Here is a 20,528-nt window from a genome sequence, read left to right as displayed (position 1 = left end):
AAAAACATCCACTTTTTTATTAATCAACTTGTATTTCATTATTAACATCAAGAGCTTCAACTAATTCTAATTCCTCATGACGTTCTTTAAAACGATTGAACGTAAATTCGTTTGCAAATAAGAATAGCGGACGTTCGAAACGGTCATATACTAGCATGTTACGCATATCTTGATATTTCTTAAGTCCTTTTACGTCATCAGTTTTAACCCATCGTGCAATATTGAAATCAACATGGTCTTTACGGATATCAGATCCATATTCATTCTTTAAGCGGTATTCAAATACTTCAAATTGAAGTTGACCTACAGCACCTAAAATGACCTCATTAAATTCATTTTTATAAACTTGAATTGCACCTTCTTGAGCTAATTGCTCAACACCTTTATGGAAGTGCTTAGATTTTAATGAGTTAACTGGGCTAACTCGTAAGAATAACTCAGGTGGGAAAGTTGGTAATGGCTCAAAGAATAATTTTTGTTTGCTAGATGTAATGGTATCCCCGATTTGATAAGTACCTGAATCGTATATTCCAATAACGTCACCAGCATATGCACGGTCTATTGTTTCACGGTCATTAGCCATCAATTGAGTTGATTGACTTAATTTAATTTGTTTTCCTGTACGAGAAAGCATAACGTTCATTCCACGTTCAAATACGCCTGAACAAATTCGTAAGAATGCAATACGGTCACGGTGAGCAGGATTCATATTAGCTTGAATCTTAAATATAAATCCACTAAATACTTCATCAGTTGGATTAACTTCACCATTAATTGTTTTACGAGGTCCAGGTGCAGGTGACATATCTAAGAAATGATTTAAGAATGGTGTTACACCAAAATCAACTAAAGCTGTACCGAAGAAAACAGGAGTAAGTTCCCCAGCTCGAACTAAGTCTAAATTGAATTCATTTCCGGCACCTTCTAAAAGATCAACTTCATCTCGTAAATTTTCTAAATTTGAAGGCTCTAAATGTGCTTCTAATTCAGGACCATGAACGCCATCTTGACCAAGTTTAATCACTTCATCTTTACGGAAAAGATGCACTTCATTTTCTAATCGATCATAAACACCTTCAAATTGCATGCCACTACCGATTGGCCAAGTTACGGCAACAGAAGGCATACCTAGAACTTCTTCTAGTTCTTCCATTAATTCTAATGGATCTTTAGCTTGGCGGTCTAATTTATTCATAAAGGTAAAAATAGGAATACCACGTAAACGACAAACTTGGAAAAGTTTCTTTGTTTGTGCCTCAATACCTTTAGCAGCATCAATTACCATGACAGCAGAGTCAACAGAAGTTAGTACACGATATGTATCTTCACCAAAATCATTGTGACCAGGAGTATCCATAATTGATACCATTTTTTCATCGTATTCAAACTGCATAACAGAAGAAGTAACAGAAATTCCACGTTGCTTCTCGATTTCCATCCAGTCAGATTTTGCATATTTTGAATTTTTTTGAGCTTTTACAGTACCAGCTTCACGAATCGCTCCACCATGAAGTAGTAATTTTTCAGTTAAAGTTGTTTTACCAGCATCAGGGTGAGAGATGATCCCAAAAATACGGCGTTTAGCAACCTGATTAATTAATTCTTTATTTGCCATCTATTATAAAGTCCTTTCTAAATCAAAGATCATAAACAAATTTTTACATCTTATCTATTATACTAGAATTCAGCGTTTGATGAAACATTTAGTAACTAAGTTATATACAAAGTATTTCCAAGTTATGAAATAAGAATTTTCTTTTTGATCGTTTATTTTGTAATTTTTCATATAACATTCATTTTTTATACTCCAATTTATCTAGAAGGTATATATTGTATAACTGGTAAAATGAAAAATAATTAACACATGATATATAACCAAGTTCCTTTCCAAGCTGCAATTGGTTTAGGTAGTACAAGAAGACAGTTTTTAAAATCATATAATGTAATATCAGTCTTAATGGTTATTACAAGTATTACTTACTTAAATATAATTTATTACATTATGAAAATATTATTAGATTAGGGAAATAGTTTTCACTTTTACCATCCTGCAGAATCAATAGATGGTATAAGTTCAGATTTTTATTCGTTGATTTTTAATACAAATCCGTTTAATTTATTTAGTTTAATTGGATTGGTTGGAATTGTGCATCAATGATTAACATATCCAATCATGATCAATGCACCATTAAAAATGAAAGGTAGAAATTAAAAACCGATTCTAGAAGAAGGTATGCGAAAAATTGCATACTTTTTCTAAATAGTTAACGAAAAATTCTGTATAATATAGACAAAATGCATAAGTTAGGAGATTAAATGATGACATTTACAATCAGTCCAATTGCTTTTGTTAAAAATTCAAGAAAAGAAATTGAAGACGATCACTGGGGTTCTATTATTTCTGAAATCGAGTTAGTAGAGGAGTTTAATGAAGAAGCATTAAGTGGTATTAGTGATTTTTCACATCTAGAAATTATTTTTTATTTCGATAAAGTGACTGATGAGATGATTCAATTCAATGCTAGACATCCTAGAAATAATCTTCACTACCCAAAGGTTGGAATTTTTGCTCAAAGAGGTAAAAACAGACCCAATAAATTAGGGCTAACATCAGTCGAACTTTTAAAACACACTGGCCGCATTCTTACTGTTAAAGGGCTAGATGCAATCGATGGTACGCCAATCATTGATATCAAACCGATTATGAATGAATTCCTTCCAAAAGGGGAGGTCAAACAAGCAGAATGGTCAAAGGCTTTGATGGAAAAATATTGGTGAAAAAATTTTTATAATGAAAAAGAGTTTTCTTAAATTTTTAATTGAGAAACTCTTTTTTTATTTTATGTGATTAAAAGCTAAATTGAAATATTGTTATTTCCATATTAAAACAATAGATGACATTGTTTTTAAGATGCCGCACTCTTTTTAATTGCCCTGATCTCTTTATATTTTACTAATAATTAAAAATTTTTAATTTGAGATTTAGGACGGACAATTTTATAAGGCATAATTAGTGAATTTCCCCCAAGTTTTTTAGTAGTTTTTTATAATAAATGACACAATTCTACAATTTTATAGATATATTACATTGTTTTTTTACTAATTTTTACTAATATCGACAATTAATTTATTTTATTAATTCTTACAAAAATGAAAATTCCCCCAATACTTTTCATGAAAAACAGTAGCTATAATCTAAATTAAGTTATTTTTCTGAAAAATAACATCTTTCATTTCTTTTTTACAGTCTTTTATTTTAGAAAAAGTTGGAGGTTATTTAATGAAGGGGTTAAGTAGTAAATTTTTTCAAACAACATCTGTACTTGTTTTAGCTAGTAGTACAATTTTGGGATCGACTATGATTAGTAAAAAGCCAGCATATGCGAACTCAAGTGAAGCAGAAAGCATTCTTCAATCACTTACTCCCGAACAAAAGGAGGCTTTGAATCAGTTAAATCTTGCTGATTCAAAAACAGGTTTGAAATTATCAGATGATATCGACTTATCAAGTGATAAAGATGTTTCTGTAATTGTTGAATTTAAAGAACTTCCAGCTAAAGTAGCTCAGTTAGAGAAAGCTGTAGAAGGGGAGACAATTTCATTAGAAAAGGCGAAGGAAAATGTAACTAAGTCTCATGCTCACTTTAAACAAGAATTACAAGAAAAATTAGGAAATAAAGAGAATGCACGTAATGAAGAAATTCAAATTAAATATACATATCAGAATGCGTTTAACGGGGTTTCATTGACACTTCCAGCAAATCAAATTAAGGATTTACTAGAGTTAGATACAGTTAAAGCTGTTTATAGTGATTCAACAATACAAATTAAACCACCCGTTGAACCAGTTGAGAAGGACCAAACAAAGGTTGATAGTTTACCTTTTTTAAAGATTGATAAATTGCATAAGGAAGGTTTTACAGGTAAAAACATTAAGATTGGTGTAATTGATACGGGGATTGACTATAACCACCCGGATCTAAAAGATGCATACAAAGGTGGATATGATTTTGTAGATAATGATAATGACCCAATGGAAGCAACATACAATCAATGGAAATCCTCTAAAAAAGCTGAATTTGTTAATGGGAACTCATATTATACTGATCATGGTACACATGTTTCTGGTACGATTGCTGGTCAGGGGAAAAATAATTCTGATTATAAAGTTACTGGAGTAGCGCCTGATTCAGACTTATATGTATACCGCGTATTAGGTCCTTATGGCTCAGGCTCTAATTCTGCAGTAATTGCAGGTATTGACCGTTCAGTTGCCGATGGAATGAATGTAATCAATCTATCGCTTGGAGCCTCAATAAATGATCCGTTAGAAGCAACTAGCTTAGCGATTGATAATGCTGTTTTAAATGGAGTTACAGCTGTCGTCGCAGCAGGAAATGCTGGAGATAGTATGTACACATTAGGCTCACCAGGTGCAGCAGCACTTGCCTTAACAGTTGGTGCGAGTTCTGTACCTACTAAAGTTACTACATTCGGAAGTGAATTTTTAGTAAACGGTCAAGGTACGGATAGTACTTTACGATTAATGACGAAAAAATGGACGGATGATTTTACAAATTTGTCTGGAAAAACATTTGATATTGTAAATGTTGGAGAAGGTGGTCCAACAGATTACGCTGGAAAAAATATTCAAGGAAAGATTGCTTTTGTTGCTCGTGGTACGTATGCACTTGTTGATAAAATGAACTATGCAAAACAAAATGGAGCTGTAGGGGTAATTATTTACAACAATAATGCTTCTGAGGGACAAATCCCGTATTATTTGGGGGAAAGCAATGATAATATACCTGTATTTTCAATGACAAATAAAGACGGTTTGGCAGTAAATGATTTATTTAGTAAAGGTACACCTTCAGTTACTTTAGGTAGTATCGGAGAGTCTGAAATCCCAGGCGATGATCTTGCTAGCTTTAGCTCTAGAGGACCTTCGGGAACTTTATATGATATTAAACCAGAAATTACAGCACCAGGTGTAGATGTATTATCGACTGTTCCTGCGTATATCAATAATAAAAATGATTCAACAGATTATTCTTCTGCATATATGCGAATGTCTGGTACATCGATGGCAACTCCTCATGTTACTGGTATAGCTGCATTACTATTACAAGCACATCCTGATTATACTCCTTTTGATATTAAAACCGTTTTGATGAATACAGCTCATCCTTTAAGAAGTAAATACAGTGTATTTGAAGTTGGAGCAGGAAGAGTAGATCCTTATGAAGCGATTTATTCACGTATCGAACTAGGAGTTCAGGATACAACGCCGTTTATTAAAAATAATGAAAAAGTAAATATTAATGAACAAACTGGTGGACTTAGCTATGGTTTTATTCCAGTAGACAACAATCCTATTTCGAAAACTACAAATATATTAATCACAAATCATACTGATAAAATGCAAAAATATAATCTATCGGTAGAATATAATATCGGCACACGCGGATCTTTGGATGCTAAGTCAAACGGTATAAGTGTAACAGTACCAAAAGACCTTAAAATGAAAAAGAATAGCCAGGAGATGATTCCTGCAACACTCATTATCCCAACAACTGCTAGTAAAGGAACATATGAGGGGTATATTCATGTTGTAAATGAAAAAGATCCAGATGATAATTATCAAATTCCATTTGGCTTCCGCTTAGTAGAAGAAGGCTTTGAATATTTCAAAGTTCATTCTCCAAGTATCTCTACAACTCGTGATACTGCACCATATAGCGTTAAGGCGTCTGATTTAGATTTTAAATTAAATTCACCGATGAAAACATTAGATTTTATTTTAGTAGATCCAAAAACGAATAAAGATTTAGGAATAATTGGTACAATTAATGTTTCAAGTGCAGGAGTCGATAAGGATCTCTATATTCAAAAAGCCTTTACTGGTCGATATTTTCCATTTACAGGTAATGCTAAGAAACCGGTTGGCTATACATCAATCCTAGCAGCACAAGGATTATACAAAATGAAAGTTATTGGTACAAATTTAGATGGCAAACAGTACACAAAAACAGACCAAGTATTTATCGATAATAATCGTCCAACATTCACATTAGATGATACAAATGCACTACCTAAAGGTGATCTTCCATTTGTTGAATTAGCACCTGGCCAAAAAACAGTTACCTTATCTGGGAGTGTTTTAGATAACGAAGCAAAGGAAATGGAAAATTCCGGTATGAATGTAACACAAGCGACTAATAATGCTTGGTATGGTCCTAACTCTCCAGCTTTTGGTATTGCTGCTGATTCAAATGGGAAGTTTACGAAAGAAATATCTGTCGATTCTTCAAACCCAGTCTATATGCTCCAATTTGTTGCATCAGACAGAGCTGGTAATTCTACAATGCCAAAAGTCGTATACTATATGAAACCAGGAACACAATATATTTATGCCAAACCAAATAAAGAATCTTTTACCATGGGTGATCAATTAACTTATACTTACTATGCTCATGGTTTGCAAAATGCAAAAGATTTAACGATTAAATTAGATTACACATCAAGATTTTTTAATTCAGTCATATTTAATAAAAATAAAGCTTTATCTGATGATACTCAATTTACAGTTACTTCAACAGGAACAACTAGTAAATCAAATACAATTAATATAAAGGCACCAGGTGATGGGTTAACTGGCGATACGCCATTGTTTGATACGATTGTAGATACGAACCGAGATACATTTGTAAATGTTAATACTACTTTTTTCTTTGTCACTTCATCTTCGTATAAAGATTTAAACGGTAAAACAGTAAACCCGTTTACACAAGTTGGTTATTTACCAAGCTACCCAGCTTATTCAGATGCTACTGCAAAAATTAACGCTGCAGGCTTGTTAAATGCAAATGGCAGTTTTAACTTTGCAATTGATTACACGACTATCGGTGCACAAGCAAAAGCAAGAGACTCCAAAGGTCAATACTATACTGGTGAAATTCAAAAGAATGGAAACATTGTATTCAGTAAACTTCCAATTACGGAACAATTATATACAGTCATCATAGATGTTCCAGGTCATTTCACTACTTATACACCTATGGAAATTGGCCGAAAAGATCGTGATATATTTATTGGTGAAAGTATTACTTATCCTACTGTAAGAGAAAATGCTGGGGATCTTAATAAAGATAATGTAATTGATATTTATGATGTAATACTACTCGAACAAAATTGGGGTACGAATAACCGAAATGCTGATATTAATTTTGACGGAAAAGTTGACTCATTGGATTTCAAGTTACTTGAAACTAATTATTTAAAAGAGAATGATTATGTATTAGATACTCCTACTGGTGTTAAAGAGTATAATGGGAAAACAATCGATTCGATTAAGAAAGCTTTAGGAATTAATTAACTTTTGAACCTATCCGATTGGATAGGTTTTTTTGTTTTAAGCCAATCTTATTTGCCATTAAAAAAGAGAGTTCCCTCAATATAATACTTTTTTGGAAACCCTCTTAATGTGAGTACTCAAATTAATTTTGATTAAAGTGTAAAGGCCGTAAGCTTGCTTCGATTTCAGCACGTTTAGGTTCTAAAAATGGAGGCAATGCTAACCGTTCTCCCAAAGTATCAATATTTTCGTCTACATCAAATCCAGGTGTATCAGTTGATAATTCAAATAAAATATGATTTGGTTCTCTAAAATAGAGCGCTTTAAAATAGTAGCGTTCTACTTTTCCTGAATTCGTAATCCCAAGTGAATTTAATTTGTCAGCCCATTTATTATATTCTTCTTCGTTAGGTACTCTAAAAGCTACATGATGTACACTACCTCTACCAGGTCTAGCTCTAGGTAAGTCTGGTCTTAGTTCTAAGTGAACTTCTGCTCCAGCACCACCAAATCCTGTTTCGTAAACTTCTATACTTGCAAAATTCCCATCAGTAGAAGGGTAAGTACCAACAAGTCTAAAACCTAAAACATCCGTTAAAGTTTTACTTGTAGGGATTGAATCTTTTACGGTAAGTGTAACTGGACCTAAGCCGAGAATTCCATGGTCAGTAGGGATATCTGATTGATTCCATGGAGTACCCGGTGAAACACCTTTTTCTCCATTATCTGCTACTAAAATTAATCTTGTACCTTCATAATCTTGAAATGCGAGTGTATCTCGATTTGCTCTTTTAATTATTTGATCATGTGAAATATTTAACACTTCAAAGCGATTCTTCCAATAATATAGTGACTCAGTTGTGGCCACCCTTAATGAAGTTGAAGATACAATTGAGTGACCTGGATATGTAGTTCCTAGATGAGGGATATCAAAAAAGGTTATTTCTGTTCCGGGATTTGCCTTTGCATCACCGTAAAATAAGTGATAACTGGAAGTGTTATCTTGATTTACAGTTTTCTTAACAAGTCTCATCCCTAAAACCTTAGTGTAAAACTCGTAATTTTTTTCAGCCTTTGTAGTAAGTAGTGAAACATGATGAATTCCCAATAATTCCACTTTCATCACTCCCTTATATATATATTTAAACTATGACCTGCAAAATTTTTATAGCGCATTGTAAATAGCTAGAGATTGAAATAGCGTTTTATGTTAAACTGTTATCTAATAATTACAATATTCAGATAAATGGTATAGAAGGGGGAAATACTTTGTATTTCGGTTATCTATTAATTTTAATATCTGCAATAGCCTTTGGATTAATGCCTATTTTTGCGCTATATGCCTATGATCAAAATGTAAGTGTGAATACATTATTATTTTTAAGGTTTACATTTGCGACAATTATGTTTTTTAGTTACTTAGTGGTAAGTAAAAGATTGGTTAAAATTACGAAAAAACAATTAGGATTGTTTGTTTTATTAGGTGGAGTATTGTATATGCTTCAATCAAGTTTTTATTTTAGTTCAGTAAAGTATATACATGCTTCATTGGCTGCATTAATTCTCTATTTATACCCCATTTTTGTAGCAATTCTATCATTTTTGGTAAATAAAGAGCAATTAACAAAAAATATTTTGATATCAATTTTACTATCGTTGGTTGGAATTGTACTAGTGTTGGGAGCTCCTGCGGAAAATATAAATCCATTTGGGATCATATTAGCATTAGCTGCAGCAATCGTTTACTCCATATACATAATTGTTGGTGGAAGGGTTTCTATGCATGTTCCTCCATTAGTAACAAGTGCATATATTTCTCTATTTGCAGCCATTTCATTTTTACTCGTTGGCTTATCGACAAGCACGATACAGATTCATTTTAAATTTATTGGTTGGATATCAATTTTAGGTATTTCAATTATATCAAGTGTAATATCAATGGGGACATTTTTTGCTGGTGTAAAACGAATAGGACCGACAAAAGGGGCAGTATTAAGTATGGTTGAGCCATTAGTGACAATCACATTTTCAACCATTTTATTTCATGAAAATATGAGTTTACTTCAGATGATAGGTGGGACTATTGTTCTAGGTGGAGCGTTACTAGTTGTTCTTACTAGTGAGAAAAGAAAGGTTGTTGAGAATAAAATGGATTTTTAAATGGTATATGATAAACTGTATTTAGATGATTAGTTTAATAATATGTAAAGGGTAAGATGGCTGCTTATGCAGCTATTTTTAATTTGTAAAGGAGTAATAGAATGTTTGAATTAAAATTAAAAAATGGAAAAATAGTAAAAGTTCGCCAAGCAAGCGGAACTGATGCTAAATCAATTATAGAATTTTATAACATTGTAGGTGGAGAAACGAACTTTTTATCATTTGGCGGAAACGAATTTAAACGAAATGAAGTTGAATATCAGTCATTTTTAGAAGATACCTTCAATGAAAAAAATTCAATCATATTAGTAGGTACGATCGATGATCAAATAATAAGTATTGGCTCGATCAACTCTAGTCAAAAAGAACGGACAAAGCATGTTGGTACGCTAGGCATTGTCATAAAAAAAGAATATTGGGGATTAAGTTTAGGGAAGTTATTGATGCAATCATTAATTGATTGGGCTAAACAAAATGATCTAACTAGAAAAATTCAATTAGTTACAAATGAAGATAATCTTAAAGCCATTCAATTGTATAAAAACTTAGGATTTGAAATTGAAGGTGTAATGAAAGAAGATACTTATATAAATGGAAAGTACTGTAATACTTTAATGATGGGCTTATTTATTAAATAGTACTGAAAATAACAAGTTTAAAGACTTTATTATAAAAGCAAGTAAACCTATATTCTAGTAAACTGGAAATGTCTTTCGTAAAAAAGCCTTGTGATTTTTAATCACAAGGCTTTTTGCTAATATAGCGATAGTTTTTAGAAGCACGTAAACGATCTAATACGTCTTGTATCAATTCCAAAGAAAACCCATCTCCAGCCAATCCATCTCCAGCCTGCAACTGAATGTCTACCCACGAAGGTTGGAAAGTACCAAAATTGTTCTCCATTATTCAACCAAACATAAGTATTTCTAAACCGACAACCAGCAATTGCACCAGGGTCTATTGCGAAAGTTGTAGCTTGAGACATTGTTGGAGTGAATGAAGGAGGTGGTGCAGTCGGTTGACCTTGAGACCCGCCATGTCCTCCACCACCCGGTTGTCCCGGAATTCCTGGAAATCCACCTGGTTGCCCTGGGAATCCGCCCGGTTGTCCTGGAAACCCTGGAAATGTCCGATATTGAGGGAAAAAGTTCATTTTATCAACTCCTTTTTAGTTTAATCCTTATTAAAGTATGAAAAATTAATGCTTTTTGTTTGGGCTGATAGTTAAATATCCATAGTAGCTATAGATGTTTGTAATATAGAAGAAAATCATTTTTATAGGTATTCTTGAGCATGATAATATCTCTTTTGAAAAAACATTAATATAGAGTGATAATAGAGCAATTCAATTAAAATTCAACAAATTTATTAAGAAATCATCAAAGAGAATACTAATCCACTTTTCTTTTTTTGATGTTCAAAGAAGAAAGTAAATACTACTTATCTGAATGATTAAAAATAAACCGGTTTCCGAAAAGTAATGTGAATTTAGTGAAAAATACCTATTTTTTTACTTTGAAGAGTAAAGAAATTACTTTTTAAAGTAAAAACACTTGCTAAATTCTGTAAATTCGAATAAATTAAACTTAAAGGAGGAGAAAAATGGAAAATTTACGCTTGAATGTCTCATTATTACGTCGTAGAGTACCGAATTTGACTACTTCTGCGAAATCTGTTGGACTTAGACCAGCAACTGTTTCAAACTTATGTACTGGAAAAATTCCAATTGGTCGCTCAGAAGTAAGAACACTAGTCGCATTAGCCGCTTTAGCAGAATGTACATTGGATGAACTGATCATTAGAGGGGAGAAGATTGAGATGATTGAAACGGGAATTAAGACACTTGATTTATTTGCTCCATTAGTCAAAGGTGGTACAGTTGGTTTGGTTGCAAGACCTGGCATGGGTCAATTAGTTGTATTAGCAGAAATGTTATATAAATTAAAGAATGCTTCATATTTTACGATTTTATTAAAACCAGAAGGTGAACATCCAGAAATAGATGATATTTTAGCTGATGTAAACTTAGTATGCTATTCTATTGATGAAGTATATGAAGCGATTGCAAAAGCGGGAAAAAACGTAGAGTTTGCTTTTGCAGCAGATCGTTCAAACGTGATTACTGGTGATATAAACCGTCTCCAACAAAAATTAGCAGATATCGGCATTGAAGATGTAACTACTTTTTTAGTTGATTTAAAAGGAGAAGCGGTGGACGAAGAATTCCCTTACGGACCATTAGAAACATTATGGCAGTTTGATGCAGACTTAGCGTTCAGACATAAATACCCTGCAATTAATCCTATTCATTCAACATCTACACTTTTAGAAGATAATCAACCAGACCATACCCATAATCAAGTACAAAAAGCAGCTCAGAAATTACTACGTAGATATCGTGAGTTACGATCATTAGTAGCAATTCATGGAATTGATTCATTACCAGACAATGAAAAATTAACATATAAACGTGGTGAATTATTAGAAGCCTATTTAACTCAACCATTTTTCGTAGCAGAAGAGTTCACAGGTACAAAAGGGGCATCTGTTAATTTGCAAAATACTTTACAAGATGTTCGAAAACTAATCGATGGTGCTTATGATTCGATGGAAGTAGATAAAATGAATTTTATTGGAAGCCTGTAGAAATATAAAACATCAATGAACAGTGTGATGCTAATGCGTGTGTCACACTCTTTTTTTATTTTACTTAGACATAGTTTTCTGGCGAATGGTAGTATAAAATTTAAGAATTGATTATTTAGTTGATCGTATCGAAGAATTGAAATTTGATTTAGAACCGTTAAATGTAAATATTACATATAGTGAAAATGTGGTTCGAGAAAATAGTATTGTACGAATAGACCGGGAACAATTTAAACGTGTAATGACAAATATCATTCAAAATAGTTTGAAATACATGGATAAAGATGATAAACGAATTACTATAAAATTAATAGATGACAAAGAAAAAATAACGATAAAATTTCATGATAACGGTAAGGGGATTTCTAATGAGGCGCTTCCGTTTATTTTTGATCGTTCTTACCGAGCTGATCAATCCAGGAATCTATCAACAGGTGGAACGGGACTAAATCTCTTTGTAATAATGCGATACTTTGATCATCTTCAATAATTAAAACCTTTTTCATCTTGTCACCTTTACTATTGATTTCTTATTTAATGAAAGAAAAATGTTTGTATATTCACCAATTTGACTTTCTGCCCACACCTCTCCACCGTGCTCTTCTATGATTCTTTTTGCAATAGCCAGCCCGTAAAACCATTTAGTCCAAGTGAATTAATAGCCAGAGTGAAAGCTCATCTTTCAAGGTATCAACGATTAGCAAGTAAAGGTCAAATGAATGAAGAAGAACTTCAAGTAAGGGGACTTACAATTCAAAAAGATTCTAGAAAAGTTCTTGTAAATGGAGAAGAAAATATATTCACAACGAAGGAGTTTAACTTACTTACCTTTCTTGCTTCAAATCCAAATAAAGTATTTAGTAAAGAATTATTATTTGATCGAATTTGGGGGTTTGAAACGGTTGGAGATATTTCAACTGTAACTGTATACATCCGAAAAATAAGAGAAAAAATTGAAGTTGATCCGTCCAACCCGAATTATATTGAAACGATATGGGGAGCGGGATATCGGTTTAAAGATTAAAGTTAAGGGCGATCCTATGAGGTAGTAAGCTGACTTATAGGATTGCTCATTTTTCTTTGCTTAATTGTTTTCAAAGAGAAGAAACATTTAATTCAATACTTCACCAAAATAAAGACAAATATATTCATGTTAAGACAGTGGGATATAAATTTATCAGGTCGTCATACAAAAACTGACAGAAATGATTTAAGAATGATTTAAGAAACATTATCAAGTATGCATATCATTGATGAAAATTTACTAAAATATCCTGCTCTCGCAACTTTAGTAACAGGAATTTTACTTTCTGTCTGGACGCAGTGGGGGTTAGTAAAGTATTATTGGGTTGTTATAAAACTTGTTCTAACTGTCTTAATTATTCTGATTGGTATCTTTTTGATGAATGATTGGTTTGCGTATTTAGTAAAAACCGCTGAAGGATTAGGGTTGAGCGCACTTAATCAAAATAAATTTGAGTCAACCTGGCTTTCGATTATGATAACTGGAATATTTAACTTAAGTTGTTTAGCATTCATGACATTCATTACGTATATTAAACCTTTTGGAAAAATAAAAAAGAATAAAAAAGTGGCAGCTCTATAAAAATTGCTTGATAGGGCGTGCTAATCAGTTAGAAAGTAATACTATTCGAGTATTACTTTTTTTTATGAAAAAAATATCATATTTACAAAAAAATGAAACATTCTAATTAATGTGTTTTTATAATATCAAGTTTGAAAGTAAGCGTTTAAATTAATATGACATTTGTCATCTTTTTCATATGACGCCTGCTACTACCAATGGGAAAATTAACTTATATAATTAGGATTATATAATAATGAAAAGTTACAACATTAGGAAGGAACTTCTAAATGTCAAAAGAAAATCAAAAGAATTTACGAAAGCAAATTATCCCTTATGAAAAATCAAATTTAAAAGCTAGTATTTGGCAAATGATTAATACTTTTATTCCATTTATCTTTTTGTGGTATCTTGCTTATAAAAGTATGTCTATTTCAGTAGTATTAACAATCTTTATTGATATCGTTGCTGCACTATTCTTAATAAGGATATTTATCATCTTCCATGATTGTTGTCATCAATCATTTTTTAAGAATAAAACAGCGAATAAAGTTCTTGGTACAATTACAGGCGTAGTTACTTTATTTCCTTTCAGCCAGTGGAAGCATAGTCATTCAATCCACCATGCGACAAGTGGGAACTTAGATAAGCGCGGAATTGGAGATATGTGGGTTTTAACTGTTGAAGAGTATGTTGCTGCACCAATCTGGACAAAAATACAATATCGTCTATACCGTAATCCATTAATCATGTTTGGTTTAGGACCAATTTATATCGTATTAATTTCAAATCGATTCAATACGAAAAATGCAAAAATAAAAGAAAGACTAAACACCTATTTAACTAATATTTTAATTGTTGGGGTTTCAGCGTTATTTTGCTATACAATAGGTTGGGAAAATTATTTATTAGTGGAAGGTCCGATCTTTTTCATTTCGGCAGTATTAGGAATTTGGCTTTTCTATGTACAGCACCAATTTGAAGACACTTATTTTGAAGAAGATGCGAATTGGGAATATGTAAAAGCAGCCGTTGAAGGAAGTTCTTTTTATAAACTTCCAAAATTATTGCAATGGATTACAGGTAATATTGGATACCACCATGTTCATCATTTAAGTCCAAGAGTACCGAATTATAATTTAGAGTCTGTTCATAATAATACGCTTCCATTACAAAATGTACCTACGATTACACTAAAAACAAGTTTAACATCTTTAAAATTTAGATTATGGGATGAAGAAACAAAGCAATTTGTAGGATTTAAAGATATAAAATCAATCTATAAAGTAAATCACGAAAGTTCAGACACTGTCTGAACTTTTGATGTATTTTTTTTATATTTTTATAAAGATTAACTTTGCTTATATATGATAAGATTGTTAAAGTAGGTCACAAAACGTTTGAATAATGAGGTAAATTTATGTTTAAAAGATATTTAGTTTTCCTAAAAAGTACTGGAATCTCACCATATATTTGGACAGTTTTAGGAATTTCGCCATTTTATTTTATTTTTCTTTCTGCTCACTCCACTTTAAGAATTATTATAGGAATTTTACTAACAATATCATTTTTTATAATCTATCGATTGGCATACATATCAAAAGGATGGTCAATTTTTCTATGGTCATCAATCTTAATCATCATTTCCACTTCAATGAATATACTTTTTAGCTATGTATATTTTGCATTTTTTATAGCATATATGATTGGTAAAAGAAAAAATCGAGCTACATTTTTAACTTTATATATCCTTCATTTAGTAATCACTACAATATCAATTAACGTCACGATTATCCTTCAAGAAGAATTAATTATTAGGCAGCTTCCATTTATTATCATTACTTGGATTAGTGTTATTTTATTACCATTTAGTCTATACAGTCGAAATGAAAGAGGTCAATTGGAAGAAAAATTAGTAGATGCTAATAAACGAATATCAGATCTTGTAAAACTAGAAGAACGTCAAAGAATTGCTCGTGATTTACATGATACGTTAGGTCAAAAACTTTCACTGATTGGCTTAAAAAGTGACTTAGCTAGAAAGTTAATTACAAAGGATCCAGATTTAGCTCAAAATGAATTAAAGGATGTACAACAAACGGCTAGAACAGCTTTGAATGAGGTTCGAAAAATCGTTTCTCAAATGAGAGGGATTCGAATAAAAGATGAACTAATAAGGATCAAGCAAATTTTACACGCTGCTGAAATAGCTATTGAATGTAATGAAAACTTTCAACTTTCAAATGTTTCCTTACTGACAGAAAATATTGTCAGTATGTGTTTAAAAGAAGCTGTAACAAATGTTGTAAAACATAGTAAGGCCACTTTATGTAAAATATCAATTAAACAAATGAAAAATGAAATAATTTTTTCCGTAATAGATAATGGGATTGGTTGTAAAACGGAAAAGTTTACAACTGGTTATGGGTTAATTGGAATGAAGGAACGACTCGAATTTGTCAATGGAACATTAGAGGTAAACTGTGAAAACGGAATGACTTTAATTATGAAAGTTCCAATCGATGTAAAACAAATTGAAGTGGAGGAACTAATATGATTAGGATCGTAATTGCTGAAGACCAACGAATGCTATTAGGTGCTCTTGGTTCTTTACTTAATCTAGAAGATGATATGGAAGTAGTTGGTCAAGCATCAAACGGTGAAGAAGCAGTTAAACTAGTCAAGCAATTACAACCTGACATTTGTATAATGGATATAGAAATGCCTAGTAAAACTGGACTTGAGGCTGCAGAAGAATTAATACCTTTCGATTGTAAAGTGATTATATTAACTACTTTTGCTAGATCTGGTTATTTTCAAAGAGCATTAAAAGCAGGTGTAAAGGGCTATTTACTAAAGGATAGTCCAAGTGAGGAGTTAGCAAGTTCAATTAGAAGCATTATTGCCGGGAAGAGAATCTATGCTCCGGAACTTATGGATGATGTATATGCTGAAGAAAATCCGTTAACTGATCGAGAAAAAGAAGTTTTAGAACTAGTAGCAGATGGTAAGAACACACAAGAAATTGCGGATGAATTGAGTCTAAAAACAGGAACAGTTAGAAATTATATTTCTATGATTTTGGACAAATTAGAAGTTAAAAATAGAATTGAAGCTATAAAACAATCAAAAGAAAAAGGTTGGTTTAAATGATGAAAATGGCAGGACGAATGAAAACAAGAAAAGCAGGTAGGACAAGAATTGAAAACAAAATTTTTCAATCCTTTAAGGCCTAAATCCTGCATTCTGAGTTCATTATTTAGTTTCCTGCTTTTCTTTTTTCTTTTTTTCTAGATTTTGTTTTTCCTTTTCCAGATTTTTGTACTTCTTTAAAAAATTGGTCTAGCTCCTGATTGAACTTATCTGTTTCTTCTAAAAATAAAAGATGGCTACTATTATAAAAAGGAACAAATTTTGAACCTTTTATCTTTTTTTGAATAAACTCACCAGCGGCTAATGGGAAAAAACCATGACTTCCAAAACAAATTAATGTTGGAATATCAACATTACAAAGAGTATCCCGATAATCAACAGCAGTTTGATTAAATACGATTGTACTTGCAACCGCTGGAGGTAATTTATTCATTTCTTTTAAGATCCATTTATGTTCTTTTGGGTCAGGTTGATCCATATACATACCATATATAAAATCGCTATTAAATTTGTTCTGATCTTCTTGGATAGACTGCATGACATTTTTTAAAATCGTAAAATCAAATGCTCCAAACTCCCAATCTGGCCATATATAATCGGAAGCTGATTGATCAACAACAGTAAGCGCCTTAATATTTTTAGTCCCAAATTGATTAACATAATCCCATAAAACAAAAGCTCCCATTGACCAACCTACTAAAATAATATCCTTTAACTCTAGTTTTTCGATAAAGCATTTTAAATCACGAGCGTACTGAGCTACTGTATGCCCATATTGAACTTTTGAAGACTTCCCATGTGCTCGTAAGTCTAAAGTAATGACGCGATAATTTTTACTAAAATATGGTACTTGTTTATGAAAAAACTTACTACTCATCATAACGCCATGAACAAAAACAACTGTTTGACCTTCTCCGTGATCTTCATAATAGAGCTTTGTATGAGAATCAAGTTCTACATATGCCAATTTAATCGCCCCCATTCTCTCCTATATTATTTCATTTCATATTAATTCATGACTATCTTCAATTTCTTAGAATAAGAGTGTCTAAGTAAAAATAACTAAAATAATTACTTTATTACAAACAGGGTATGTAACTGTTTAGGTGTGGATTAACTTGTAAAGACATAATGTTTTTTCTATTTAGAATAAAAATGTGGTAAAATTCAGATAAATGTAGAAATTCAAGTATAGATATGAAATAATGCCTATTCGTTTATTTTTTATAGGAATGATCTTTAAATATAATTTCCTGTAATACATAAAACTGACTAGGGTGTGAATTAATGGAATATGCTGGATTCTATTGGGTAGGTTTAATTTTTTGGTTGTTAATTAGTACTGGATTCATTCTTTTAGTTTTCGGTCTATGGAAAAAATCCTGGAAATCATTAGTAGTTAGTGGAGTTGTATTCATATTACCATCACTATATTTTAGTGGGGGAGAGAGTTGTTTTAAGTTGGTTGTATTTCTTCCAATGATTCCATTAGCATTTGCTTACATCATCAAAAAAAACAATATTTAATTATCTTATTAATCTACTGTTTTGAATGAAAAGGAGAGAATTAAATGAATGTGATTGAAGGTTTTATAGAAGTAACAGGCGGGAAGGTATGGTATCAGTTTCATAATAAAAATTCATCTAAAATCCCTGTTGTTGTTTTACATGGAGGGCCTGGATCATCGCATTATTCCATGCAAGGTCTACATGTATTAGCAGAAGATAGGCCTGTTATTTTTTATGATCAATTAGGTTGTGGAAAGTCTGACCGTCCAACAGATACTTCTTTATGGAATATTGATAGATTCGTAGAAGAATTAGCGCAAATCCGAGAAGCTCTTTCGCTTGATGAGTTTCATATACTCGGTCATTCATGGGGCACAACACTAGCAGCAGCTTATTATTTATCGAAACCAATTGGAGTGAAAAGTATTATCTTTTCAAGTCCTTGTTTAAGCGCTCCATTATGGGCTGAGGATCAAGATCGAAATCGAAAATTACTCGGGCTTGATGTACAAGAAACATTAAAAAAGTGCGAAGAAAATGGATCAACAGATTCAGAGGAATACAAAAATGCCAACGCTGTATTTAACAAACATTTTGTTTGTAGATTAGACCCATATCCAGAATTCCTTAAAAAAGGAAAACACTACAGAAATCCAGAAGTGTACAATATAATGTGGGGTCCATCCGAGTTTCACGTAACTGGAAACTTGAAGGATTTTGACTGCACTTTAAAATTAAAAGACATCCAAATCCCTACAATGTATACTTGCGGTAGATACGATGAAGCAACACCGAAATCAACAGAATATTTCAGCGAGCTAACGCCTAATGGAAAATTCCACGTATTTGAGCAAAGTGCACATATGCCGTACATAGAAGAGCCAGAAGAATATATACAAGTGGTGGAAAGCTTTTTGAAGGAAGTTGAAAACAATTAGATTGTAAAACGTAAGGTTGATACCTTGCGTTTTTTTTGGTAGATTTTTTTAGTTATGGAGTGTTTACGAGTAGGTGGAAAAGGGGGAATTTTTAGTAACTATTAGAGGTATTAATTGGGAAAGAAAAAAAGAAAAAAATTGATTTAGAACACCAAACATAAAATAGGACTAAATATTATTAGAATTATCTGAAATATTTAGTCCTAAAGATGCACATATTCGATTAAATAATCTTTTAATTTTTTATACTAGCGAATACGTTGTCGCCTCATCCACTGAGTCGCAACCCATTTTTCTCCACTAATAACAGGGCTACCTGCATGAATCGTTAGTTTATTGATTGCTTCATCCTGATAAAAATATTCAAAGTATAAAGCAGTGCCTTTTTTGGCGGCAACAGAATAATTAAGTGTAGGAAAAATCGTTTCTCCGCCTTCTTCCACATCATTTAGATAAAAAATGAGTGTACTAATCCTATTATTATTTGTACGATGATTGGAAAAGTAATCAAAATGTGGTTTATACTGTTGTCCAGGCTCGTAATGAAGAACTTGTAATGGTTCAGCATGTTCGATTGGAATATTCATAATCGTTTCAATTCGTTTTTCGATTCGTTTGATTAGTTCCGTTTCGCTTTCCTCAAAAAACATACCACTACTTGTTCGCATCTCATTTTCCTCATGAGTTAATCCAACTTTTGACCGTTTCATTCGTAACTTTGCATGGTTGATTAACTCGTCACATTCTTCATCACTTAAAACATTATCAAGTAAGACAACTAATGGTTCTTCTTTCCGAGTGAGAATCTCAATCTCACGATCAATTGTTTGGATAATCGGCCCAGTATGATCAAAAATGGTTTGTTCGGTTTCCTTTAAATGTTCTACTTTTAACATTTGTCACATCTCCTTGTATATTTTATTAATGCAAGTCCTAGGATAAAGTGGTGAGATCATTTCTTTTAAACATATTTCGTAAAATCATTTTTGTAAAAAAGTAAAAACTGGAATTAGGATTGTTGAATCAAGGCTACTATACACATTGACAAAAAAACTTGTTTTAAGAATAAATTCCTCATTGTATTGTCATTTTCCTGCTTAATTCAAAGCCTATCAGACCGTGTTTAAAGAAAATTTAGAAAATTAAATTTTAGAGTATTAAATTGGTGGGAATTCTGGGG

Annotated in this window: 17 protein-coding genes and 2 pseudogenes; 13 read left to right on the top strand and 6 right to left on the bottom strand. The window is 32.0% G+C overall.

What is annotated here, in order from left to right; all coding sequences use genetic code 11:
* Positions 1-19 precede the first annotated feature (19 nt).
* Positions 20-1,615 carry a peptide chain release factor 3 gene (locus tag RAH41_RS10685; RefSeq protein ID WP_331222427.1) on the bottom strand — a complete coding sequence of 532 codons (1,596 nt, stop codon included), beginning with the start codon at positions 1,613-1,615 and terminating at the stop codon, positions 20-22.
* Positions 1,616-2,319: 704 nt separating this feature from the next.
* Between RAH41_RS10685 and tsaA the strand changes: the two genes are divergently transcribed.
* Positions 2,320-2,778, top strand: a complete 459-nt coding sequence (gene tsaA / locus RAH41_RS10680; RefSeq protein ID WP_331222426.1) for a tRNA (N6-threonylcarbamoyladenosine(37)-N6)-methyltransferase TrmO — start codon at positions 2,320-2,322, stop codon at positions 2,776-2,778.
* Between the two features lie 502 nt (positions 2,779-3,280).
* Complete coding sequence (locus tag RAH41_RS10675) at positions 3,281-7,378, top strand: S8 family serine peptidase (protein WP_331222424.1); 4,098 nt, start codon at positions 3,281-3,283, stop codon at positions 7,376-7,378.
* Positions 7,379-7,499: 121 nt separating this feature from the next.
* Here RAH41_RS10675 and RAH41_RS10670 read toward each other — a convergent pair whose 3' ends face one another.
* Entirely contained in the window at positions 7,500-8,474 is a 975-nt protein-coding gene (locus RAH41_RS10670) for a ring-cleaving dioxygenase (protein WP_331222422.1), read from the bottom strand.
* Positions 8,475-8,626: 152 nt separating this feature from the next.
* Here RAH41_RS10670 and RAH41_RS10665 point away from each other — a divergent pair, with 152 nt between their 5' ends.
* Positions 8,627-9,517 carry a DMT family transporter gene (locus tag RAH41_RS10665; RefSeq protein ID WP_331222421.1) on the top strand — a complete coding sequence of 297 codons (891 nt, stop codon included), beginning with the start codon at positions 8,627-8,629 and terminating at the stop codon, positions 9,515-9,517.
* 101 nt (positions 9,518-9,618) lie between these two features.
* Complete coding sequence (locus tag RAH41_RS10660; RefSeq protein WP_331222419.1) at positions 9,619-10,155, top strand: GNAT family N-acetyltransferase; 537 nt, start codon at positions 9,619-9,621, stop codon at positions 10,153-10,155.
* 134 nt (positions 10,156-10,289) lie between these two features.
* On the opposite strand, the gene RAH41_RS10655 is transcribed toward RAH41_RS10660, so the two are convergent.
* Entirely contained in the window at positions 10,290-10,670 is a 381-nt protein-coding gene (locus RAH41_RS10655; RefSeq protein WP_331222418.1) for a collagen-like protein, read from the bottom strand.
* 449 nt (positions 10,671-11,119) lie between these two features.
* On the opposite strand from RAH41_RS10655, the gene RAH41_RS10650 reads away from it, so the two are divergent.
* Together RAH41_RS10650 and RAH41_RS10645 are read left to right on the top strand one after the other, a co-directional pair.
* Positions 11,120-12,163 (top strand): hypothetical protein, encoded by a 1,044-nt coding sequence (locus tag RAH41_RS10650; protein WP_331222417.1) that lies wholly within the window; start codon positions 11,120-11,122, stop codon positions 12,161-12,163.
* A 136-nt stretch (positions 12,164-12,299) separates the two neighbouring features.
* The gene (locus RAH41_RS10645) at positions 12,300-12,653 is read left to right on the top strand and encodes an ATP-binding protein (RefSeq protein ID WP_331222415.1); all 354 of its coding nucleotides are present in this window, start codon (positions 12,300-12,302) and stop codon (positions 12,651-12,653) included.
* A 12-nt stretch (positions 12,654-12,665) separates the two neighbouring features.
* Here the strand turns inward: RAH41_RS10645 and RAH41_RS10640 are convergent.
* Positions 12,666-12,794, bottom strand: a pseudogene (locus tag RAH41_RS10640) (sensor histidine kinase); the annotation flags it as partial.
* 3 nt (positions 12,795-12,797) lie between these two features.
* Between RAH41_RS10640 and RAH41_RS10635 the strand changes: the two are divergent.
* The 5 genes and pseudogenes from RAH41_RS10635 to RAH41_RS10615 form a co-directional block, all read left to right on the top strand.
* A pseudogene (locus RAH41_RS10635) lies at positions 12,798-13,187 on the top strand (response regulator transcription factor); the annotation flags it as partial.
* A 216-nt stretch (positions 13,188-13,403) separates the two neighbouring features.
* Positions 13,404-13,769 carry a hypothetical protein gene (locus RAH41_RS10630; protein ID WP_331222413.1) on the top strand — a complete coding sequence of 122 codons (366 nt, stop codon included), beginning with the start codon at positions 13,404-13,406 and terminating at the stop codon, positions 13,767-13,769.
* Between the two features lie 269 nt (positions 13,770-14,038).
* A complete protein-coding gene (locus RAH41_RS10625) occupies positions 14,039-15,064 on the top strand; it encodes a fatty acid desaturase (RefSeq protein ID WP_331222410.1) in 1,026 nt (341 codons plus the stop codon).
* 104 nt (positions 15,065-15,168) lie between these two features.
* Entirely contained in the window at positions 15,169-16,305 is a 1,137-nt protein-coding gene (locus RAH41_RS10620; RefSeq protein WP_331222409.1) for a sensor histidine kinase, read from the top strand.
* Positions 16,302-16,901: a response regulator transcription factor gene (locus tag RAH41_RS10615; RefSeq protein WP_331222408.1), complete on the top strand. Its 600-nt coding sequence runs from the start codon at positions 16,302-16,304 to the stop codon at positions 16,899-16,901. The genes RAH41_RS10620 and RAH41_RS10615 overlap by 4 nt, the downstream gene beginning before the upstream one ends.
* A 106-nt stretch (positions 16,902-17,007) precedes the next feature.
* Here RAH41_RS10615 and RAH41_RS10610 read toward each other — a convergent pair whose 3' ends face one another.
* On the bottom strand, positions 17,008-17,868 hold the full coding sequence (locus tag RAH41_RS10610) for an alpha/beta hydrolase (RefSeq protein ID WP_331222406.1): 861 nt from the start codon (positions 17,866-17,868) through the stop codon (positions 17,008-17,010).
* A gap of 320 nt (positions 17,869-18,188) precedes the next feature.
* Here RAH41_RS10610 and RAH41_RS10605 point away from each other — a divergent pair, with 320 nt between their 5' ends.
* Positions 18,189-18,428, top strand: a complete 240-nt coding sequence (locus RAH41_RS10605) for a hypothetical protein (RefSeq protein ID WP_331222405.1) — start codon at positions 18,189-18,191, stop codon at positions 18,426-18,428.
* 44 nt (positions 18,429-18,472) lie between these two features.
* On the top strand, positions 18,473-19,348 hold the full coding sequence (locus RAH41_RS10600; RefSeq protein WP_331222403.1) for a proline iminopeptidase-family hydrolase: 876 nt from the start codon (positions 18,473-18,475) through the stop codon (positions 19,346-19,348).
* 248 nt (positions 19,349-19,596) lie between these two features.
* Here the strand turns inward: RAH41_RS10600 and RAH41_RS10595 are convergent, their stop codons facing one another.
* Complete coding sequence (locus RAH41_RS10595) at positions 19,597-20,244, bottom strand: 2OG-Fe(II) oxygenase (RefSeq protein WP_331222402.1); 648 nt, start codon at positions 20,242-20,244, stop codon at positions 19,597-19,599.
* Between the last annotated feature and the right edge of the window lie 284 nt (positions 20,245-20,528).

Origin of the sequence: Gottfriedia acidiceleris, from assembly GCF_036421055.1 — a bacterium.
Classification (GTDB): domain Bacteria; phylum Bacillota; class Bacilli; order Bacillales; family Bacillaceae_G; genus Gottfriedia; species Gottfriedia acidiceleris_C.
This window is presented reverse-complemented; position numbering and strand designations above follow the sequence as displayed.